The 20738-nt window shown below is 66.6% G+C and carries 14 protein-coding genes and 1 tRNA gene; 4 read left to right on the plus strand and 11 right to left on the minus strand.

The window, feature by feature from the left end:
• Nucleotides 1-3: 3 nt before the first annotated feature.
• Nucleotides 4-570 (minus strand): helix-turn-helix domain-containing protein, encoded by a 567-nt coding sequence (locus JZ792_RS23780; protein WP_216913495.1) that lies wholly within the window; start codon nucleotides 568-570, stop codon nucleotides 4-6.
• A gap of 79 nt (nucleotides 571-649) precedes the next feature.
• On the opposite strand from JZ792_RS23780, the gene JZ792_RS23785 reads away from it, so the two are divergent.
• Both JZ792_RS23785 and JZ792_RS23790 read left to right on the plus strand, forming a co-directional pair.
• Nucleotides 650-1579 carry an AzlC family ABC transporter permease gene (locus JZ792_RS23785; RefSeq protein WP_216913497.1) on the plus strand — a complete coding sequence of 310 codons (930 nt, stop codon included), beginning with the start codon at nucleotides 650-652 and terminating at the stop codon, nucleotides 1577-1579.
• Nucleotides 1576-1887, plus strand: a complete 312-nt coding sequence (locus JZ792_RS23790) for an AzlD domain-containing protein (RefSeq protein WP_216913500.1) — start codon at nucleotides 1576-1578, stop codon at nucleotides 1885-1887. Before JZ792_RS23785 ends, JZ792_RS23790 begins: the two co-directional genes overlap by 4 nt.
• A 47-nt stretch (nucleotides 1888-1934) precedes the next feature.
• On the opposite strand, the gene JZ792_RS23795 is transcribed toward JZ792_RS23790, so the two are convergent.
• The 8 genes from JZ792_RS23795 to JZ792_RS23830 all read right to left on the minus strand — a co-directional run bounded on the left by JZ792_RS23795 (nucleotide 1935) and on the right by JZ792_RS23830 (nucleotide 17154).
• Complete coding sequence (locus JZ792_RS23795) at nucleotides 1935-2603, minus strand: DUF8185 domain-containing protein (RefSeq protein ID WP_308165420.1); 669 nt, start codon at nucleotides 2601-2603, stop codon at nucleotides 1935-1937.
• Between the two features lie 69 nt (nucleotides 2604-2672).
• Nucleotides 2673-3098 (minus strand): acyl-CoA thioesterase, encoded by a 426-nt coding sequence (locus tag JZ792_RS23800; protein WP_256461469.1) that lies wholly within the window; start codon nucleotides 3096-3098, stop codon nucleotides 2673-2675.
• Between the two features lie 356 nt (nucleotides 3099-3454).
• Nucleotides 3455-8386 carry an NAD-glutamate dehydrogenase gene (locus JZ792_RS23805; RefSeq protein ID WP_216913501.1) on the minus strand — a complete coding sequence of 1644 codons (4932 nt, stop codon included), beginning with the start codon at nucleotides 8384-8386 and terminating at the stop codon, nucleotides 3455-3457.
• A gap of 397 nt (nucleotides 8387-8783) precedes the next feature.
• Nucleotides 8784-10460, minus strand: coding sequence for an energy-dependent translational throttle protein EttA (gene ettA / locus JZ792_RS23810; RefSeq protein WP_216913512.1), 1677 nt, complete (start codon nucleotides 10458-10460; stop codon nucleotides 8784-8786).
• Nucleotides 10461-10593: 133 nt separating this feature from the next.
• Nucleotides 10594-11115, minus strand: a complete 522-nt coding sequence (locus tag JZ792_RS23815) for a single-stranded DNA-binding protein (protein ID WP_216913524.1) — start codon at nucleotides 11113-11115, stop codon at nucleotides 10594-10596.
• A 154-nt stretch (nucleotides 11116-11269) separates the two neighbouring features.
• Nucleotides 11270-13744 carry a beta-glucosidase family protein gene (locus JZ792_RS23820; RefSeq protein ID WP_216913526.1) on the minus strand — a complete coding sequence of 825 codons (2475 nt, stop codon included), beginning with the start codon at nucleotides 13742-13744 and terminating at the stop codon, nucleotides 11270-11272.
• A gap of 234 nt (nucleotides 13745-13978) precedes the next feature.
• Nucleotides 13979-14980 carry a serine/threonine dehydratase gene (locus JZ792_RS23825; RefSeq protein ID WP_308165421.1) on the minus strand — a complete coding sequence of 334 codons (1002 nt, stop codon included), beginning with the start codon at nucleotides 14978-14980 and terminating at the stop codon, nucleotides 13979-13981.
• Nucleotides 14981-15111: 131 nt separating this feature from the next.
• Complete coding sequence (locus JZ792_RS23830; RefSeq protein ID WP_216913530.1) at nucleotides 15112-17154, minus strand: bifunctional copper resistance protein CopD/cytochrome c oxidase assembly protein; 2043 nt, start codon at nucleotides 17152-17154, stop codon at nucleotides 15112-15114.
• 209 nt (nucleotides 17155-17363) lie between these two features.
• Between JZ792_RS23830 and JZ792_RS23835 the strand changes: the two genes are divergently transcribed.
• A tRNA-Arg gene (locus JZ792_RS23835) sits at nucleotides 17364-17437 on the plus strand.
• Nucleotides 17438-17536: 99 nt separating this feature from the next.
• Nucleotides 17537-18469, plus strand: a complete 933-nt coding sequence (locus JZ792_RS23840) for a tyrosine-type recombinase/integrase (protein ID WP_216913532.1) — start codon at nucleotides 17537-17539, stop codon at nucleotides 18467-18469.
• A gap of 1108 nt (nucleotides 18470-19577) precedes the next feature.
• Here JZ792_RS23840 and JZ792_RS23845 read toward each other — a convergent pair.
• Both JZ792_RS23845 and imuA' read right to left on the minus strand, forming a co-directional pair.
• Nucleotides 19578-19910, minus strand: a complete 333-nt coding sequence (locus tag JZ792_RS23845) for a hypothetical protein (RefSeq protein WP_216913534.1) — start codon at nucleotides 19908-19910, stop codon at nucleotides 19578-19580.
• Nucleotides 19907-20665: a DnaE2-dependent mutagenesis accessory factor ImuA' gene (imuA', locus tag JZ792_RS23850; RefSeq protein ID WP_216913536.1), complete on the minus strand. Its 759-nt coding sequence runs from the start codon at nucleotides 20663-20665 to the stop codon at nucleotides 19907-19909. Before imuA' ends, JZ792_RS23845 begins: the two co-directional genes overlap by 4 nt.
• Between the last annotated feature and the right edge of the window lie 73 nt (nucleotides 20666-20738).

Raw genomic sequence — 20738 nt, forward strand, 5'->3', positions numbered from 1 at the left:
GGCTCACGTGTATTCGATGACCAACGTCGCCCAGGTGCCCGCTTCCAGCGCCTCGAAGACGTGCGGGGCGTCGCCCGGGTAGGAGATGTAGTCGCCGGGCCGCAGTTCCACCGGGGCGTCGGACGGGCCCGCCAGCGCACGGCCCGTGGCGAGCAGGATGTGTTCGACGACGCCGGGGGTGTGCGGGTCCGAGTCGCGGGCGTGGCCGGGCTCGGCGGTGATGCGGAACATGTCGCGGCGGGTGTTCGGCGGACCGGCCGCGAGCAGTGTGGCGCGATAGTCGGATCGCTCGGCCGCGACCACCGGCCCCTCCCCCGCGCGAATGACCGATACGGCGGGCCGCGGCGGGTCCAGCAGCCGGGAGAACGGCATGTCGAGCGCGACGCACAGCGCCCACAGCGTCTCCAGGCTCGGGTTACCGCTCCCCGATTCCAATTGGGACAGTGTGGATTTCGCGATACCCGCACGGTTGGCGACCTCGGTGAGCGACAGCCCCGCCCTGGTTCGTTCCCGGCGCAGCGAAGCCGCGATCGCTGCCTGCGGCGTCGCCGTCGAGCCGTCCCGCGTCATTCCCCACTCCCGTCGTGTTCGGAATCCGGTCCAGGAAACCACATTGACGAATCGTCCGTGTGCGTTCACCATAAGCTACATGCGTTCGATATGGCGAACACTCGGTCGGGACACGGTCTCGGGAATCGCGGCGGTGCTCGTGGCCGTCGCGATGATCGGCGTCTCCTACGGTGCGACGGCCGTCGGCGCGGGATTCCCCGTCTGGCTGCCCGTCGTGCTCGGCGTCGTCGTCCTCGCGGGTGGTGCGGAATTCCTGTTCATCGGGATCATCGCCGCGGGCGGTAGCCCGATCGCGGCCGTGCTGGCGGGACTGGTCGTCAACGCGAGACATCTGCCCTACGGGCTGTCGCTGCCGGAGGTGACCGGCCGCGGCTGGCGTCGCCTGCTCGGGGTCCATGTGATGAACGACGAATCCGTCGCCATGGCGCTGGCCCAATCCGATATCGAACGCAAACGCGCCGCGTACTGGCTCTGCGGGGTGGGAGTCCTGCTCGCCTGGCCCGGTGGCGCGGCCCTGGGCGCGCTGATCGGCAGTATCGTCCCCGATACCTCGGCCTTCGGGCTGGACGCGGTCTTCCCCGCGGTACTGCTCGCCCTGGTGATCCCCGCGCTGCGCGACCGGGACACCTTCGGCGCGGTCTGCGCGGGAGTGGTGGCGGCGCTCGCGACCTCAACATTCCTGCCGCCCGGGTTACCGGTGCTGTTCGCACTCTCCGGTGTGGTCGTGGCGGCGTTCACGCTGCGTCGCGGTGAGCGAGGCGAGGCGGTCGACGGCGGTCGCACGTCGGTCTGCGAACCCTCCGCGCCCGTCGGGCGTTCCGTTGCGCACGCCGAGCCGCGTGCGCCCTACGTCGGCCGCGCCGAAGTGGCTACCGATTCCTCGGCACTTGTCGAATATTCCACGCGGCGCGGAGAGCGGCGCGCACCGTTCGATCGTGATACCGAGTCGGCCGGCTCCGACTCCTCGGCACGTCCGGAATGTTCCGCCCGACGCGGTGATACCGCATGATGCCGACCGCGGGGATAGTCGCGCTCGCCGTCGGCACCTTCGCTTTCCGCTGGGCCGGGCCCGCGTTACGCAGTCGCATCCGGTTTCCCGAACGTGCCGAGCGACTGCTGGAGATCGGGGCGGTGGTCCTGCTCGCGGCGTTGGTCGTGGTCACCACACTGCCCTTCGGCACCGCGCAACCGGGAGTGGCGCTACCCGCAGGGGTCGTCGTCGGCGGGGTTCTCGCGTGGCGGAGAGCACCGCTGCTGGTGGTGATCGTGGCGGCGGCGGGGTGTACGGCGGCGCTACGACTGTTCGGAGTCGCTTGAGTCGGCGGCTCAGCCGCGACTCCGGCGAACCACCGACAACTCCCCGATCAGCTCGGGGTCAGCGGGATCGCTCCGCCGCGACGACGGGCGACCGAGCCGTAGCGCGCGTCGATCCGCAACCACGTGTTGGTGGCCCGGACGCGGACGATCTCGCTGGGCGGGATACGTCGAGCCTCGGTTCTGTCTCCCGAATGCGGGATGAAATCCATTGCGGTCAGGGCGAAGACGACACGCATCGGCACTTCGACCGATACCGGGTCCGCCGATACCGTGAGCACGGTCTGGTCCAGCAGCGAGGCGGGCGGGCCGTGCGAGCTGCCGTGTTCCTTGGCGAGCTGGGCACCACGTTCCGCCAATTCGACCAGCGTGCGCGCGGGCACATCGTCGATATGGGCGAATCCGTCGCTCGGCGGCAGCGCTCCGCGCCAGGCCGAATCCATCGAATAGCCGAGGTCGATCGGACTTCCGGAGCCGAGTCCGGCCAGCACCAGATCGGCGCCGACGGTGACATCGTCCACCCCCAGTTCGGCCGACACCGTCCGTACTGCCAACGCCTCGAAACCGGTTGCCACCCACGCCGAGACAGAGGTGTCGCCGCGCCTGCGCAACCGCACCACCGCCGCGACGTCGAGCCGGATCGCCCGGCTCAGGAAGGTGGCCAGATTCTCACGCTCGGCCGGATCACTGACATGCAGCACCCGCTGCTCGGCCCTCACGGCAACTCCGCCCGCACGGGCGTCGCCGCCCTCACAACAACACTGTCGTCACGAAACCCTGAGCTCAGCTCACCTGTCCATCCACTCGGACAGATAGTCCCGCTCACCGTCGGTGAGCCTGCGCAGCCGCTGGGTCTCGATATCGAACGCCGCGATCTGGGTCGAGGCGACCACCGCGGGCGCGGAATCGGGGGCGGCGCCGTTGGCGCGCACCTCGTAGCCGACCGTGAAATCGACGGCACGCAATTGCTCGATCCACATGGCGATATCGAGCGGGGTGTCCTCGTGCCGCAACTGACCCCGGTAACGCACCCGCAGATCGGCCAGCACACAGCCCGCGCGCAGCGATTCGGTGGGACGTCCGTCCTCGAACAGCCACGGGATCCTGGCCTCTTCCAGCAGGGTCACCATGCGCGCGTGGTTGACGTGCTGGAATACGTCCATATCCGACCACCTGACTTCCACCCTGGCGTGAAAGCGCTTGGGTAGCAGCAGGGCGCTACCGTTGGCCTTTCCTTTACCGTTCACCGAACTCGTCACGTGGTACCTCCGATCGGGCGCCGATCTCGCGCCACACCCTTCTGCGACGTTGCAGAACAGGTATCACGGCGAGATCCTTCGGCACCGAATTCGATCATTTCCGGTCGCGGTGACCTGGCGTTCGCCCGGGTCTCGACCGATTCGCGGCACCCAGTATCGCAATCTTCGCCACCGGTGATCGTCGCGGGGGCGAAGGACACGTCGAGTGCGCCATCCGCGCGACATCGCGCTACCCGCAATTCTTGTTGAAGCCTAACATCATTCGCCGTATTCGATCGGGTGCGCCGCTGCGGCGCACCCGATCGACGAGGTCAGCGTTCCGACTGCGCGCCCACGCCGCTGACCATGCTGCGCACCTGTCGCGCCGCGACGGACAGCGTCGCGAGATCGTGCGTTCCGGATTCGAACAATTCCGACAGCGCCGCCCGCGCGCGACCCAACCTGGACTGGTTCTTCGACTCCCAGTAGGCGATCTTCTCGTCGGCCGTCTCCTCCGGATCGCCCGCCGACAACACATCGAGGGTCAGGGAACGCAGCGAGCCGTACATATCGTCGCGCAGCGCCAGCCTGGCCAGCGAGTGCCAGCGATCGCCGCGCTCGAGATGACTGACCGCCTCCAGCAGCCAATCGATCTTGAGGTGGTCGTTGAGGGCGTAGTACAGCGAGCCGACCTCGTCCCGGTCACGATCGGTGATATCGGCGATATCGAGCACGTCGAGCAACGGGAAGAGGTTCAACAGCCCGAAGACCTCGGTGGCGAGATCCGTCGGCGCACCCTGGGCGATCAATTCGGCGGACTGGCCGGTGAGCGTCGCGACATGATGTCCGCGCAGCCAGCCCGGCACCTTCGGCGTGAGTTCACGCACACCACCGCTGTAGCGATTGATCTCCGAGCCGACCGGAATCGGCTGCGGACGGTTGCTCAGCAGCCACCGCGACGCCCGGTCGAGTGTTCGTTTGGTTTCCAACTCGAGCGCGTCGCGGACCGAGGTCGAGGTATCGGCCGCACGAATGCGTGACCACATGGCGTGCAGATCGAAGATCTCGATGGCGGCGGCGAAAGCGCGCACCGCGTCCGTCGCGGTCGCACCGGTCTCCTCGTTCAGCCGGTGCGCGTAGGTGATGCCGCCGTAGTCGACCATCTCGTTGGCGATCATCGTGGTGACGATCTCGCGGCGCAGCCGATGCTTCTTGATGGCCGCGCCGAATCGCTCCCGCAGCGCGGACGGGAAGTAGTCCGCCAGCCTGCCCGAGAAATAGTTGTTGTCGGGCAGATCCGAGTCGAGCAGGTCGACCTTGAGCGAAAGCTTCACATGGGCCATGAGATTCGACAGTTCGGGCGACGCGAGTCCGGCCCCCTCCTCGCGCCTGCGCTTCAACTCCACCGTGGATGGCAACGCCTCCAATTCGCGGTCGAGTCCGCGGCGTTCCTCCAGGTCCTCGATGAGCCGCTGGTGGACATTGAGCATCCCCGGCGCCTCGAACCGCGAGATTCCCATCAGGAAGTTCTGGGATACGTTGTCCCGCAGCACCATACGTGCGACCTCGTCGGTCATCGAGGCGAGCAGCGGGTTGCGCTCGGGTTCGGGCAGCAGGCCCGCGCTGACCACACCGTCGAGCAGCACCTTGATATTGACCTCGTGGTCGGAGCAGTCGACACCGGCCGAATTGTCGAGGGCGTCGGTATTCATCTTGCCGCCCGCGCGGCAGAACTCGATGCGCCCGAGCGCGGTCGCGCCGAGATTGCCGCCCTCGCCGATGACCTTGACCCGCAGCTGGTTTCCGTTGACGCGGACCGGGTCGTTGGACTTGTCGCCGACATCGCCGTTCGATTCCGACGACGCCTTGATGTAGGTGCCGATGCCACCGTTCCAGAGCAAGCCGACCGGCGCGAGCAGGATGGCGCGCACGAGTTCCGGTGGCGAGAGCGAGGTGACGTCGTCGGCGAGGCCGAGCGCGATACGGGCCTGCGGACTGATAGGCACGGATTTGACCGTGCGATCCCACACCCCGCCGCCCTCGGAGATCGCCGAGGTGTCGTAGTCGGCCCACGACGACCGCGGCAGTGCGAACATGCGCGCCCGCTCCGCGTACGACCTCGCGGGGTCCGGGTCCGGGTCGAGGAATATGTGCCGGTGGTCGAATGCGGCGACCAAGCGGATGTGCTCGGACAGCAGCATGCCGTTGCCGAAGACGTCACCGCTCATATCGCCGATGCCGACGACCGTGAAGTCCTGAGTCCGGGTGTCGAGATCCATCTCGGCGAAATGCCGTTTCACGCTCTCCCACGCGCCCTTGGCGGTGATGCCCATCGCCTTGTGGTCGTAACCCGCCGAACCACCGGAGGCGAACGCGTCACCGAGCCAGAACCCGTAGCGCTGCGCGATGTCGTTGGCCGTGTCGGAGAACGTCGCGGTGCCCTTGTCCGCGGCGACGACCAGGTAGGTGTCGTCGCCGTCGCGGCGGACCACCCGCGGGGGCGGCAGCACGGCGCCGGTCACCCGATCGACATTGTCGGTGATATCGAGCAGTCCCGAGATGAAGGTGCGATAGCACGCCACCCCCTCGGCGCCGAGCGCCTGGCGGTCGGCCACGGGGTCACCGGTCGCCTGCGGCGGCTGTTTCACCACGAAGCCGCCCTTGGCGCCGACCGGCACGATCACGGCGTTCTTGACCGCCTGCGCCTTGACCAGGCCGAGGATTTCGGTACGGAAATCCTCCAGCCGATCCGACCAGCGCAATCCGCCGCGCGCCACCGAACCGAATCGCAGGTGCACGCCCTCCACGCGCGGCGAATAGACGAAGATCTCGTACCGGGGCCGCGGTTTGGGCAGTTCGGCGATCTCGCGCGGTTCGACCTTCACCGAGATGAAGTCGCGCGACATCCCCTCGGTGTCGGTCACGTAGTAGTTGGTGCGCAGCGTGGCCTTGATCAGGCTGAGGATGGCACGCAGGATGCGGTCGGCATCGAGGCTGACCACCTCGTCGATGCGTTCACGCAGCCGGACCTCCAGCTCCGCGGCGTGTTCGGCCGCCACGGAGTCGGGATCGAACCGCGCCGCGAACAGATCGACGAACAACCGAGCCGCGTCCGGGTAGGTGAGAAGTACCCGCGCGATATTGGTCTGGCTGTACGGGAAGTCGGCTTGCTGAAGGTATTTCGCGTAGGTGCGCAGGATGGCGACCGACCGCCACGGCAGCCGCGCCCGCAGCACGAGTTCGTTCAGCCCGTCCGCCTCGGCGCGACCGTGCCAGACCGCTTCGAAGGCGTCGGTGAACCGCTCGCGCAGCCCGCGCACCTCCGCTTCGAGCACATCGGCGCGGGCCGAGGATTCCAGCAGTTCGGCGTCCAGATCACGGTCGAGGGAGCTGCGCAGCAGTTCGGGCCGCGCCAGCAGACCGAAGTCGTAGATCCAGCGCTCGAGAATCTGGCCGCCGGGGGAGGTCTCGAGTTCGATTCGGTACGGGCGCTCGTCGACGACCTCGACGCCGAGGCTCTGCAATACCGGAAGTACCTGGCTCAAGGAGATCCCGGTACCCCCGATGTAGAGGCTGAACCGCCACGAGCCCGGATCCGAATTCGGTCTGCGGTACAGGTTCTGGACGATCGACCCCTCGGTCAGCCGTTCGAGCCGCATGATGTCGCCGAGCGCGCGCGCCGGGGCGAAATCCTGTTTGTAGCCCTCGGGGAAGGCGTCCGCGTACCGCTTGACGACGGCGGGAGCGAGTACCGGCGCGGTATTCAACTGGTCGTTGAGGTGATCGTCCCAGGTGTTGCTCGCCTCGGCCAGCAGCCGCTGGATCCGCAGCCGGTTCGGCTCGGAGGTGTCCGCCGCGGCCGTCTGCTCCGCACGCGGCGCGCCTTCGGCATCGGGCAGCCGAACGGTGAAATAGACGCTGGCGAGTTCGCTTTCGCTCACCCGCGCGGAATAGTCGATCGAATCGCCGCCCAGTTCGCGGACGAGGATGTCCTGCATCTCCAACCGGACGTGGGTGGTGTAGCGATCACGCGGCAGGTACACCAGACAGGCCACGAAGCGGCCGTAACTGTCGGCGCGCATGAACAGCTTCACCTGCCTGCGCAGGCCGACGTTGAGCACCGCGGTGGCGGTGTGGCGCATGGTCTCGGTATCGGAGGAGAACAGCTCCGTGCGCGGGAACGACTGGATGACCTCCAGCATGGCCTGCCCGGAGAACGAGTCCAGGTCGAAGCCGCTCTCCTCGATCACCGAACGCACCCGGCGCTCGATCACCGGGATGTCGAGGACGTTCTCGTGGACCGCGGTGACGGTGAAGACCCCGATGAAGAGATGGTCGCCGACGACCTCGCCCGATTCGTCGAAATCCGCCACGCCGATGAAATAGGGGTACACCGAGCGGTGCACGGTGGCGGGCACCAAACCCTGGGTGAGCATCAGCAGCGGCCGATCGCCGCCGTTGATCGGCACGCGGAAATCGGTGCCGACATCGGGCCGCAGCACACCGAGGCAGGTGCCCGGCAGGGCATTCGAGATCATCTGCTCGTGGTTCTCGCCCAACCGGTGACGGGCGTAACCGAGCACGGTGAAATTACCGCTGGCCAGCCAGCGCAACAGATTCGCGGTATCGATCAGATCGTCGGCGGGAAACGGCGCGCGATCCGCCGCGGCGGCCTCGGTCAGAGTGTCGGCGAGGGTGCTCTGCACCTGCTTCATGGCATCGGTGTCGCTGTTGACCTGGCGCACGTCGGTGACGACCATCGGCAGCGCCTGCTCGATGCGGTCCAACGTCTCCCTGGTGGTCGACGCGTGCAGTTGCAGGTGCATCCAGGACTCGCGCACCCCGGGCTCGCCGTTGCCGTCCACCTCGTGCGGCGCCGCGTGCAGCAGCCGGGCCTCGGCGTCGCGCTCGACCTCGAAGATCGGATGGATGACTTCGCTGACGCTGACGCCCATGCGGCTCAGGGACGAGGTGATCGACTCGACGAGTAGCGCCATATCCTCGGTGACCAACTGGATGGCGGCGCCGAGGCCCGATCCGTCGTCCGGGTGATACACCCGGACCAGTACCCGACCCGGGGGGCGGGTGATCGCCAACTCGAGGTGCCGTCGGAAGATCTGGGTGATCCCGGTGATCGCACAGTCCACATCGCCCGCGTCGACGTGGCGGAAATACGCCTCCTCGAGGGCCGCGAGATCTCCGCGCAGTGACTGCGGCAGACCCGCGGACCACGCCGCACTGGACAATTCGGACGAGACCGTCATTTTTTCGCCAACTCCTCGGATTCGGTTCCGTAACAAAGCGACGCCGGTCCGAGAGTAGCTGCGCATCGGAGACAAGCGGGTGAAATCCCTTTGAATCCCGGGGTGTTCACCACGGTTGCGATATTCGCCGCGCGATTGCCGAGGTCGTCCACTCGGCTCAGCACTCGATAGGACCCGGCGACCGTCATATCGGCGCGTCGGGCATGGGAACTACCCAGATCTCGGACAGCACCGGCGCATGCACGTAACCCACCCTATCGAGATTCGGCGGGGATGGCCTGGCGTCCGTATTTCCTTCGGCAGCGGAGCCGATCGACGGCGCTTCGCCGCAAATCCTTCGAAAAATGGCCGATCGACGGGGCGATGCGAACAGCACTCGCCCCGTCGGATCCCGATCTCAGTCGCGGGTCAGTTTGCGGTGTGTAACCCGATGCGGGCGAGCCGCTTCCGCACCGAGCCGCTCGACCTTGTTCGCCTCGTATGCCTCGAAGTTGCCCTCGAACCAGAACCACTTGGCGTCGTTGTCCGAATCGCCCTCCCACGAGAGGATGTGGGTGCAGGTGCGGTCGAGGAACCAGCGATCGTGCGAGATCACGACGGCGCAGCCGGGGAACTGCTCCAGCGCGTTCTCGAGCGAACCGAGGGTTTCCACGTCGAGGTCGTTGGTGGGCTCGTCGAGCAGGATCAGGTTGCCGCCCTGCTTGAGGGTCAGCGCCAGGTTCAGGCGGTTGCGCTCACCACCGGAGAGCACCCCGGCCGGCTTCTGCTGATCCGGGCCCTTGAAGCCGAACGCGCTCACGTAGGCGCGCGACGGCATCTCCTGATTGCCGACCTGGATGAAGTCGAGCCCCTCGGAGACCACCTGCCAGACGTTCTTCTTGGGGTCGATACCCGCGCGATTCTGGTCGACATAGCTCAGCTTGACCGTCTCGCCGACCTTCACCTCGCCGCTGTCGGGCGATTCGAGTCCGACGATCGTCTTGAACAACGTCGTCTTACCGACACCGTTGGGACCGATGACACCGACGATGCCGTTGCGGGGCAGGGTGAACGACAGATCCTTGATCAACTGACGATCGCCGAAACCCTTGTCCAGATGCGACACGTCGACGACGACGGTGCCCAGGCGCGGTCCCGCGGGAATCTGGATCTCCTCGAAATCCAACTTCCTGTGCTTCTCGGCCTCGGCCGCCATCTCCTCGTACCTGCCGAGACGTGCCTTGTTCTTGGCCTGGCGCGCCTTGGCGCCCGAGCGCACCCAGGCGAGTTCTTCCCTGAGCCGCTTCTGCAGCTTCTGGTCCTTCTTGCCCTGCACCTCGAGGCGCTGCGCCTTCTTCTCCAGGTAGGTGGAGTAGTTGCCCTCGTACGGGAACGCCCGGCCCCGGTCGAGTTCGAGAATCCACTCGGCCACATTGTCGAGGAAGTACCGGTCGTGGGTGACCGCGAGCACGGCGCCCTGGTACTGGGCCAAGTGCTGCTCGAGCCAGTTCACCGACTCGGCGTCGAGGTGGTTGGTCGGCTCGTCGAGCAGCAGCAGATCCGGCTTGCTCAGCAGCAGCTTGCACAGCGCGACGCGACGACGCTCACCACCGGAAAGCTTGGTGACCGGCTCGTCCGGCGGCGGACAACGCAGCGCGTCCATCGCCTGCTCCAGCTGGGAATCGATATCCCACGCGTCGGCGTGGTCGAGATCCTCCTGAAGCTTGCCCATCTCGTCCATGAGCTCGTCGGAGTAGTCGGTGGCCATCAATTCGGCGATCTCGTTGAAGCGGTCCAGCTTCACCTTGATCTCGCCGAGGCCCTCCTCGACATTGCCGCGAACCGTCTTCTCCTCGTTCAGCGGCGGCTCCTGCTGGAGGATGCCGACGCTGGCGCCCGGCGCCAGGAACGCCTCACCGTTGTTCGGCTGATCCAGTCCGGCCATGATCTTCAGCACGCTGGATTTACCGGCGCCGTTCGGGCCGACGACACCGATCTTGGCGCCGGGAAGGAAGTTCAAGGTCACATCGTCGAGTACGACTTTGTCGCCGTGCGCCTTGCGAACCTTCTTCATCTGGTAAATGAACTCAGCCATATACACAAGCCTATCGGTCTGGGGAACGGTGGAATCAAGCAGCGCCACCCACCGCGCCGTGGTCGCTTCGGGCCGGGCGCCGGAGTGCCTCCGGATCGGATCGGCCCTGCTCACATGGTGGTGTCATGCGAGGTCAGGCGTCGACCGGCTCCGGTGCGGCGCTCTGGGTAGATGCGGAAGGCACGGTCGCTGCGGTCTCCCCCAGTCCATGGCCGACGCGTGCATCCGGTTCAGCGCTCGATCCGTGACAAGTATTCCGTATCACGCCCTGGGGGTCGGACCCGGTCCCGCTGTCGGATCGACGAGCGATCCTGGCCGTGCACCGTCCCAGATCGGGGCCGACGGCACTGGCCCGCATCTCCAGATCGCGGCGTTCGACACCGTCGCGTGTGCGATATTCGTGTGAGCGCAACTGTCCGTAGACGACGACCGGATCGCCGCGCCTGATGGACTCCTCCACCCCGGCCACCAGCCGTCGCCAGCAGCTCACGGTGAGGAACAGGGTTCCGTTGTCCACCCAGGTGCCGGTGGCCTGATCGAAACGGCGGGAGTTACTCGCCATCCGGAAGGTCAGCACCTGCTCTCCCGTGTTCAGATCACGTTTGGACGGGTGAGTGACCACGGTGCCGATCACGGTAGCCATCGCTTCGTACATGATTACGCCCCTTCGCATCCGGACCGGGAGACCCCCGGTTGTCCTCCCCCGTGTCACGGGGGCACCTTCAGCGTGGTCGACCGCCGACCCTCGTGGCGGCGCGATCGCGGGAATGTGGACAACTTTCCGGATTGTGGACAACCCGCGCTTCGCCTCATACCGCGGCGAGCGCGGCGGTGTCGGCGGACAGTGGCAGCTCCGTCGAACTGGTCCCGACGTGCACGGTGAAGACACCGGGCTCGATATGCCAGTTCTCGTCCCAATGGGCGAAAGTCCTCGGCGACAGCGGGATACGGATCCGGACGGATCGTCCGGCCTCGACCTCGACCGGGGTGAAGCCCGCCAGCCAGCGCACCGGGCGGTCGACGGTCGACTCGCCGCGCGACAGATAGACCTGAACGACCTGCTTACCGGCCCTGGCGCCGGTGTTGTGCACGGTGACCTCTATGTCGACGGAACCGTTCACGGTCGGGTCGGCGACGACGAGATCGGTCAGCGCCCAGGTCGTGTAGCCGAGGCCGTGTCCGAACGGGTAGGCAGGCCGCACACCTGCCTTCAACCAGGCTCGATAGCCGATGTGAATGCCTTCGTCATAGCGCAGGACCCCGCGCACCGGTGTCGTCGACAGCACCGGGACATCCGATTCGGCCGCGGGCCAGGTCGTCGGCAATCGACCGCCCGGCTCCCGGTGACCGAGCAGGACATCGGCGAGCGCGTGCCCCAGTTGCTGTCCACCGAACCAGGCGAGCAGCACCGCGGCCACGTCGTCGCGCCACGGGAGCAGGACCGGACCACCGGAATTGACGACGACCACCGTGCGCGGATTCGCGGCGGCCACCGCCCGCACCAGGTCGTCCTGTGCGCCGGGCAGCGCGAGGGTGGTGCGGTCGAAACCCTCGCTCTCGGTCTGCGAACCGGTGCCGACCACCACCACCGCGACATCGGACGCACGCGCCAGCGCCACCGCCTCGGCGATCGACTTCGCGGGGTTCGCTGTGCCGCTGTCTGTTCCGAGCGTGATCGCGACCAGGCCGGGCATCGCGTCATCGGTGGCGAGTCGTTGCCGGACACGCACCGCGTGAGCGACGTCGGTGCTCACCGGAACCGTCGCGACCCCCGGCGTGAACAACGCGGCACCGAGAGCCTCGCCGCTGCCGGTGAGCACGGTGTCGAGGACCGGCGCACCGTCGATCTCCATCCGGGTCGCACCGATACCGGCGACGCCGAGCAGCACGGTTTCCGGATCGTCGGGTCCCGCGAGGTATTCGGTGGTGAGTTCCAGCGTCACAGCGCCTTTCGGGACCGTTCCGAGGTAGACCAGCTGACCGGCGCCACGATGCTCGCTCAGCAATTCGGCCCCGTCGCGGTCGAGGAATCGGGCGCGCAGGCCGGGCTCCCCGGTGGACGGATCGGTCATGGCCGTCAGTGGCAAGGGGTGGATTCCGGTCTGCACCGGGACCCCCGGGTGGGCGATGATCGTCGCGTCCGGCAGTGCCGTGCGCAGTCCCTGGACGGGGCCGATCACCTCGTCCGGTACCACCGTCGCACTCCCGCCGCCCTGCGTGCGCGGCCACGAACCCGCCTCGCCGATCACCGCGATCGTCCCGGGACCGGCACTGGGCCACGGTAATTCACCCTCGTTGCGGACCAGAACCATCCCCGCCGCGGCCACCTCGCGCGCCACCCGCAGGCCCGTGTCGGGCGTGTGGGACACACGGCTGCGACCCACGCCGTTCACCGCGATCGGATCATCACGATCGGTCAGGTTCAGCGCGCCGACCCGAGCCGCCAACCGGAGCAGTCGCGCCACCTTCGCGTCGACGGCCGCCTCCGGAACCGTTCCCGCGCGCACCGCCGCGACGAGTTCATCCCCCCACGGTCCTTCCGGTCCCGGCATCACCAGATCCTGGTCCGCGTTCGCCGAGGCCTCGGTGCTGCGCACGGCGGTCCAATCCGACACCACCACGCCGTCGAATTTCCATTCGGTGCGCAGCGGCGCCGTGAGCAGGCGGTTCTCGGTCATCGTCACGCCGCGCACGGCGTTGTAGGCCGACATCACCAACCACGCGCCCGCACGCACCGCGGCTTCGAACGGCGCGAGATACAGCTCGCGCAGCGCGCGGTCGCCGACCTCGACGTCGGCGGTGTAGCGGTCGGTCTCGAAATCGTTGGCCACGTAATGTTTCGGGGTCGCAGCGATCCCGTGCTCCTGTACCGCGCGCACGTACGCGGCGGCCAGCTGACCGGTCAGCAGCGGATCCTCCGAGAACGCCTCGAAATGTCTGCCGCCCAGCGGACTGCGCTGCAGATTGATCGTCGGCCCGAGGACGATGTCGACACCTTTGCGCCGCGCCTCGGCCGCCGAGGTCGCACCGTAGGCGCGGGCCATCTCGAGATCCCAGGTCGCGGCCAGCGCGGTCGCGGACGGCAGATTCAGGGAGGGATCGCGTTCGTCCCACACCGGTCCGCGTACCCCGGACGGACCGTCCGACATGGTCATCGACCGCAGGCCGATGGCCGGCTCCTCGGGCGTCGACCAGATGTCGGAACCTGTCAGCAACCGCACCTTCTGTGCCAGATCAAGTTTGCCGACCAGCGCGTGCAGGGTGTCGTCGGTCAGCTCGGACATCAGCGCTTCTCCCTCGGATCATGGGTCTGAACAGCCGAACCGCATGATTCGACCGCACCTGATCCGGCCCGACGACCACGCGGTTCACGTTGTGTCACCGAGTGCCAATCTACGCATCAGCTATCAACCAGCGACCTCCCGCGCCAGGGGATATCGACCTGTTATGCAATGTGGAACATCGGCATCCGCTCGCGGTCCGGACGCCACCGAGATATCAGGCGTGATCGCGACGGTTCACTGCACGACGTGTTCGGTATTCGCGCTGCACAGGACGATCACGGGCCGCTCACCCGGCGGCGGCACGTACACGCCGCTGTGCACGGCGGCGAGCGCGGTGGCACCGGTCGCCTCCACGACGATGCGGAATTCGCGCCACAGGTATTCCCTGGCCGCGACGACCGCGTCATCGGCGACGAGCAGCGAGCGGATGTCGTAGCGCCGCGCGATCCCCAGCGCGATCGCGCCGATGCGGTGCGCGTGCGGAGCATCCGGCGAGCAGGGCCCGACGGCGGGATCGGTCTCCAACGCGGTGTGCAATGCCGGGTAACCGACGGGTTCGACACCGATCACCTGTTGCCTGCGACCGAGTACCGAGGCGACGCCCGCGACCAGCCCGCCACCACCGACCGAGATCAACACCGGTGGCCGCCCGCGAACCTGTTCCTCGAGCTCCAGCCCGACGACCCCGGCGCCCGCGACGACTGCGGGCAGATCATCGACGCGCAGCAGCAGCGCCCCGCGTTCGGTCGCCAGATCCGCCGCGTGGCGACGCGCCTCGCCGTAGGTGGTGCCGTGCCACACGACTTCGGCGCCGTGCGACCACATCGCCGCCACCTTCGTATGTGGCGCCGATTCCGGTACGACGACCGTGCACGCCTTACCCAGTTGCGCGGTCGCGACCGCCGTGGCGATACCCGCGTTGCCGTCGGAGGCGATCACGACCTCGGCTGCCGGGGCTGGCGACTCGAGTAACGCGTTGAGACTGCCCCGCACCTTGTACGTCCCGCCGTGCTGGAGATACTCGAGTTTCAGCGTGACCGGCACCGGGCCGTTCGGACCGGCGATCGAGGTGTGCAGCACCGGTGTCTTGCGTATCCGCCCCGCCAGCCTCTTACGTGCCTCGCGCGCGTCCGACCGGGAAACCCGTCGGGGCGCGCCCGCGTCATCGGGACCGGCCCCGACCACACCACCGGGCACGGAGCCACCGAAACCGGCGCCGATGCCTGGTCCACTCACTGCCACATTGTGCTCACTCACGATCAACCGGCGCCCGAGCAACCCCGCGTCGAGGTCCATCGTGCACGAGTGTGACGGGTTCCGCTCACCTCACGCATGCCCGAGGTCCACCATCGCCGATTGCCCGCAATTCACTTGCGCACCTCGCGATCCCGTTTCGCCAGCTCCGCGTACATGGCGTTGTGGGCGGCGAGTTCGGCGCCGTGATCGCGCTCCGCGGCACGGTCGATGCGCTTGGCCAGCTTGGCGTCGCCACGAGACCACTGGATGAGCAGCGCGAGCATCACCACGACCAGCGGAACCTCGCCACTCGCCCACGCGAAACTTCCGCCGGTGCGCTGATCGCCGAGCAGATCGCCGTTCCAGTCCAGTCCGAGACTTCGGAAGAACCACCCGCCCATCACCGTCGTCATACTCATCAGCGCGATACCGAAGAAGGCGTGGAAGGGCAGCGAACCGAACACCATCCCGAGTTTGGTCAGCGGTTCCACCTGACGCGGTTTCGGGTCGATCCCGACGACCACCCAATAGAACAGGTATCCGCTGAGCAGGAAATGGATGTTCATCAGCAGGTGCGCGGCGTGCGAATCCGCGAACGAGTCGTAGATACCGCCCATGTAGAGGGCGTAGAACCCGCCGACGAAGATCACCGATGCCACGATCGGATGGGTCAGGAACCGCGAGACCGGGTTGTGCACCGCGGCGAGAATCCATTCGCGCGGTCCGGGCACCCCGCCGCGTCCGGCGGGCGGCAGCGCTCGCAGCGCCAAGGTCACCGCGCCGCCGAGGGCGAACAGGATCGGCGCGAGCATCGACAGCGCCATGTGCTGGCCCATGTGCACGCTGAATACCGCGGGCGCGTACCGGCCGACGCCCGAGGAGGTCGCCAACAGCAGGACCGCGCACGCCGACAGCCAGGCGATCGTGCGCCCGACCGGCCACGCGTCACCGCGCGACCGCAGCCGCCGCACCCCGAGCAGATACACCACCGCGAGCACGATGGCCAAGGTCCCGAAGATCAGATCGAAACGCCAGTCGAACAGCAGTCGGCTCGCCGACGGCGGTCCCGCCAGGTCGTATCCGAGTTCCACCTCGGCGGGTGTGGGAACACTGGTCGGCGGTGGCGGCGGTGTGCGTCCGAGTCCGACGGCCAACCCCATGGTCGCGGCGAAGATCACCGCCTCCACCCCACCGAAACGGATCAGCGCGGCACGGTCACGCGGGTCGGCGGCGAGCGCGGGCAGCGACGCGCGACGCTGGAAGTAACCGAGGATCCCCAGCACGATCAGCGCTGCCGCTTTGGCGAGCACCAGCCTGCCGTAGGTGGTGGCGAACAGTTCGTCCAGCGGGACCCTGACCCAGGAATTGATCACACCGCTGACCCCGATGACCACGAACGCGACGGTCGCCGTCAGCGAGAACCGACGAGCCGCGATATCGGTGTGCGCGCCGCCGCGCATCGCGTGAGCGAGGACGGCGAACAGCCCACCCACCCACACGGCGGCCGAGATCAGGTGCAGGATCAGGCTGTTGGTGGCCAGGTCGTGCGCGCCGCCGGAGGAGGAATGCCCCGTCAGCGCCAGCGGCATCATGGTCACGATCGCGCCGCCGAACAGCAGCGGCGTCCATCCCCACCGCAGCACGAGCTTGCAGCCCACCGCGACGATCACCGCGAACACCACCGTCGTGCGCCACGCCTCGGCCAGCGCGATCTGGTCGATCGCCCGCCACAACTGCTCGGGCCGCCACACCTGCCCGACCGGCTGACCTGTCGTATCCGAGACGGTCAACGGGACCAGCAGCGCCGCGCAACTCGCCCACGCCAGCGCGAACCAGGAGGCGCGCCGCACGGCCCGATAGCCGCCCGCGTCGAGCAGCCCGTCCGGCTGCGGAGGTGTCAGGAAGGCCGCGAACAACAGCGAACCGACCGTCAGCGCGGCCGACAGGTCGGCGAGCGCCCTGATCGCGGGCAGACCGTAGGTCGTCACCGGGCCCGGATCCGGTATGCCGAGCAGGCTCAGCGCGTGCGCCGCCGACAACCCGACCACCAGTGCCGCGACCACAGCGGCGACCGCACCGGCGATCACCGCGAGCACTCCGAAATTCCCCGCCGCACCCGACCTGCCGACGTCCGAGACATCGGTTTCGACGGGCTGGTCCTGCGGCAACGACATACGACTGAGCGTAGTTCCAACAATATGGCGTGGCCCGTTCGGGCTCGGCCGGATAATCTGATCTCGGACCTGACCGCCCCGGTCAGTACGTCCTTCCGCGCGACCGAGGTGGCCGAAACGTTGCTGACACTGAGAACTTAGCCAGCTGGACGGTCGCTATACTTTCCGTGCTGGACAGCACGGTCGACGTCGACCGAGGTTGCCCCACTGCCTCCGTAGCTCAGTTGGATAGAGCAAGGGCCTTCTAATCCCTAGGTCGCAGGTTCGATTCCTGCCGGGGGCGCATCACCGGCTTGACCTGGACATATTCCAGGTCAAGCCGGGATTACCCACACAGTACAACGCTCAAACAGATAGGGACTTTGCCGGGTAGAATTCCTACATGGGGATGGATTTCGACGATCTGGACGAGTTGCTGGACGACTTCGTCAGCGATCTTCGCCAGACGAACAAGTCCAAGGGGACGATCGACACCTACCGCCGCGACATCGGGTACTTCCGACGGTTCCTGGTCCAGAACGATCTGCCCACAACAACTGCGGCACTGACGCGCCAGCACATCGGCGCCTACATCGAGGACACGCTCACCCGTCCGAATCAGCGGACGGGCCGACCGATCACCCCGGAGTTCGCGGACCGGCAGTACCGCAGCCTCCAGCAGCTGTGCAAGTTCTTGGTGCGGGAAGAGATCCTCGACGTCGACCCTTTCCTCAAAATGAATCGGCCCACCGTGCCCGAGAAGCCGATCCCGGTTCCACCGATCGACGCCCTACGCAAGCTTCTGGCCGTCTGCGAAGGCTCCGGGTTCGAGGCTCGGCGAGACAGTGCGATCATTCGACTGTTCGCTGACGCCGGCCCCCGTATCGGAGAACTGGCGCCGCTCGATGTGGATGCCGTCGACTTCACAGAGAACACCGTCCTGGTTCTTGGCAAAGGGCGTCGGCCGCGGACACTCCCGTTCAGCGACAAGACCCGTACCTCGCTGCGACGGTACCTCCGTGCGCGAGCTAGCCACCCCTTCACAGTCCACGAGAACCCGGCTCTATGGCTCGGCCTACGCGGCCGTATGACAGCATCCGGGATCCAGCAGATGATCGAACGCCGCGCCGACGAGGCCGGAATCGAACACATCCACCCGCATCAATTCCGGCATTTCTTCGCACACAACTGGCTGGCTAACGGCGGCCAAGAACAGGATCTGATGATGCTGGCTGGGTGGCGATCCCGACAGATGATCGGTCGCTATGGTGCATCTGTCGCAGACGAGAGAGCCCGCGCTGCGCACCGCCGTGCTCGACTCGGCGACCAGCTTTAGGCACGCAGATACACTCTTGCCGATGCAAATGTAACCGCGGGTTCCAACCGACAACCTCTCGCTTACAAGGAATCCGCCGGTAAGCCGTGCCCGCCGCAGTGTATCCAGAATGTCCGCAACTACAGGTCTGACAGTTCAGTGTTGTTCAAGACCGCAATATCGGTGCTGACCAACAGTACCGGTCCTTGCGCCCTGCGGCGATGCGCGCAGGGCTCGACATAAGCACCCCCTACGCTCGCCCCATTACCTAAACCTCGCAGGGCACCATGCGCACCGCACAGCGGCCAAGCGGTCAGATAAAGACTGCCAGCATCAACGGTTCAAAGCGGGACTATCTGCTGCGCGGCCACCTTGTTTAAGGCCCTTTCAGATGAACCGCGCAATAGTTTGTCTGCGTATTTTGCCAAACTACAGAGTATACCGCACCTACTACGATGTCTATTCGTCCTCGACCGGAGGCGTGACACGCTCCAATAGTGGGGCAGGAAATAAGGCCGTCGATGCTATACGGCTGATCACCGACAGCAACCCCAGCCAGACGATGAATATCCGATCTCGGTGTAACCGCTTGGTCCCCGATTTGTATGGTGAGATCAGTTTTGCAGTTGTAATTGTCACCCCAGTACAACAGGTTGATCGTCGTTCGGCCTTCGCTCTCGTTCGTCGTAACACGTGGCGGCGTTGTTGTCGACGGCGGTGGTGGTGGTAATGGCGTAGACGTCTGCGTACTCGGACCGAACTTGAGAATGCCAGCCGCAGCCAACGACGCAATCACAGCTGCGATAGCTCCAATCACCCCGCCAATGCCTGTCAGGATGCCTGGCAGCGTCTTCCGGAATGGCTCGTCGTGCGGCCTTTCCGGCCTGTCCGGCCGCTCGGACCCGGGCCTTTCCGGATGCATCGAACATCCTTCCTTGTAGCATCTGGGGGGTCATTCGACTACTTCGTCTCGCACGGACAGATCGAAGTGCCACAATAAAGATCCTTAGTGTCTCAGTAGATTTCTAATTAAATCCCGCGACACGCTGGGATGATACCTACAACGTATCGCAAGTGTGGATGTGAGGCCCAACGATGGCGCAACCTACTCATCATTGTGGTCAGCGTTTCAGCTTTCGGCCGCGGCTGGGCGTATGGCGTCCCAGGGCACCCACTGATACAGAGTGACCGCGGCGAGGTTGTTGACGGTGCGCAGGTCGATCGAGATCTGCGCGTACCACGTCGGGGTACGGCCGTGCAGGAACCTAGCCCATCCGTACTGAGTGGCGGGGATCCATTCGATATCCAGGTGTAGATCAATGCTGGCTGCCTTCTCCCCCAACGTCGGCGCACCCGCCCGGGGCGCGTCGCATTCGGGTGTCACCCAGATACGGCGGGGATCGACCAGAACAGCGCGCGGGTGGGGTAGCGGTCGCATCGCCGAAGCTGGATCGACGCTCATCCGGTCTGTTCCCACCCCGGCCGCACGACGTCCGCCGCGGACCGGGTGCTCCATCGGGTGCGGTCGGGGGTGGATCCGTGCAAAGTTAGTCGCGTGGTGCGGGGTCGAGTGCTGCGGCTGGTGACCCGCACGTCCAGGTGCACTGCCTGCAATCGTCCGCGGCCGTGTCCGAGTCCTGTGTAGCCGGCGGTGCGGGTGTGGATCTGCACATCCGGGCGCATCCACCCTGTTGTGGTCACGATCAGCACCGCGCCATGGCTGCGGACCCGCGCGGCGACCGCCCGCGCCCGCGACGGCGCCACGGTTCCCGGATAGTCAAGCACGACCACTCCGAGTCCATCGAGCAGGATCGCGGTCACGGCGAGGGGATCGGGTCCGGGGTCGGCGATGTGAGCCAGACGCTCGAGGTCTCCACCCATTTCGTGGAACGCCAATAGTCCCAGCCGGGGGTTGCCGACCATCGCGGCCCATTCTCCGGCCTGCGTCGCCGCGGCCAACAACCCGACCAGCAGCGATCCACTGGTGCAGCCCACGACACTGCCCCGCGCCAACCCGCCCGCGGGCAGCACAGACCCGAGATCACCAGGAACCTCGATCACCTCTGGCGGCGGCTGCACACCGGGCGAAGGTGCGGCCGGAGACGCAGTGGTGGCGCCGACCTTGCCGGGGACCGCGGCGATACGCGCGCGCAGGGCATCGAGTTGTTCGGCGCGCGTGAGCCCGGTCAGTGGTGTTGCGGGTCGACCGTCTGCCATCGCACCTCCCCTTAAATCGAACATGTGTTCGTATGATGACATACGAACCGCGCGGTCGGATAGCTCCCACGCA

This window comes from Nocardia noduli (assembly GCF_019038455.1).
Lineage (GTDB): Bacteria > Actinomycetota > Actinomycetes > Mycobacteriales > Mycobacteriaceae > Nocardia > Nocardia noduli.

What these genes read in the sequence shown, in the direction of transcription:
- ettA (WP_216913512.1), bottom strand. Translation starts at nt 10,460, where the DNA reads ATGGCTGAGTTCATTTACCAGATGAAGAAGGTTCGCAAGGCGCACGGC.
- JZ792_RS23815 (WP_216913524.1), bottom strand. Translation starts at nt 11,115, where the DNA reads ATGTACGAAGCGATGGCTACCGTGATCGGCACCGTGGTCACTCACCCG.
- JZ792_RS23830 (WP_216913530.1), bottom strand. Translation starts at nt 17,154, where the DNA reads ATGTCGTTGCCGCAGGACCAGCCCGTCGAAACCGATGTCTCGGACGTC.
- imuA' (WP_216913536.1), bottom strand. Translation starts at nt 20,665, where the DNA reads ATGGCAGACGGTCGACCCGCAACACCACTGACCGGGCTCACGCGCGCC.
- JZ792_RS23845 (WP_216913534.1), bottom strand. Translation starts at nt 19,910, where the DNA reads ATGAGCGTCGATCCAGCTTCGGCGATGCGACCGCTACCCCACCCGCGC.
- JZ792_RS23785 (WP_216913497.1), top strand. Translation starts at nt 650, where the DNA reads ATGCGTTCGATATGGCGAACACTCGGTCGGGACACGGTCTCGGGAATC.
- JZ792_RS23820 (WP_216913526.1), bottom strand. Translation starts at nt 13,744, where the DNA reads ATGTCCGAGCTGACCGACGACACCCTGCACGCGCTGGTCGGCAAACTT.
- JZ792_RS23790 (WP_216913500.1), top strand. Translation starts at nt 1,576, where the DNA reads ATGATGCCGACCGCGGGGATAGTCGCGCTCGCCGTCGGCACCTTCGCT.
- JZ792_RS23805 (WP_216913501.1), bottom strand. Translation starts at nt 8,386, where the DNA reads ATGACGGTCTCGTCCGAATTGTCCAGTGCGGCGTGGTCCGCGGGTCTG.
- JZ792_RS23780 (WP_216913495.1), bottom strand. Translation starts at nt 570, where the DNA reads ATGACGCGGGACGGCTCGACGGCGACGCCGCAGGCAGCGATCGCGGCT.
- JZ792_RS23840 (WP_216913532.1), top strand. Translation starts at nt 17,537, where the DNA reads ATGGGGATGGATTTCGACGATCTGGACGAGTTGCTGGACGACTTCGTC.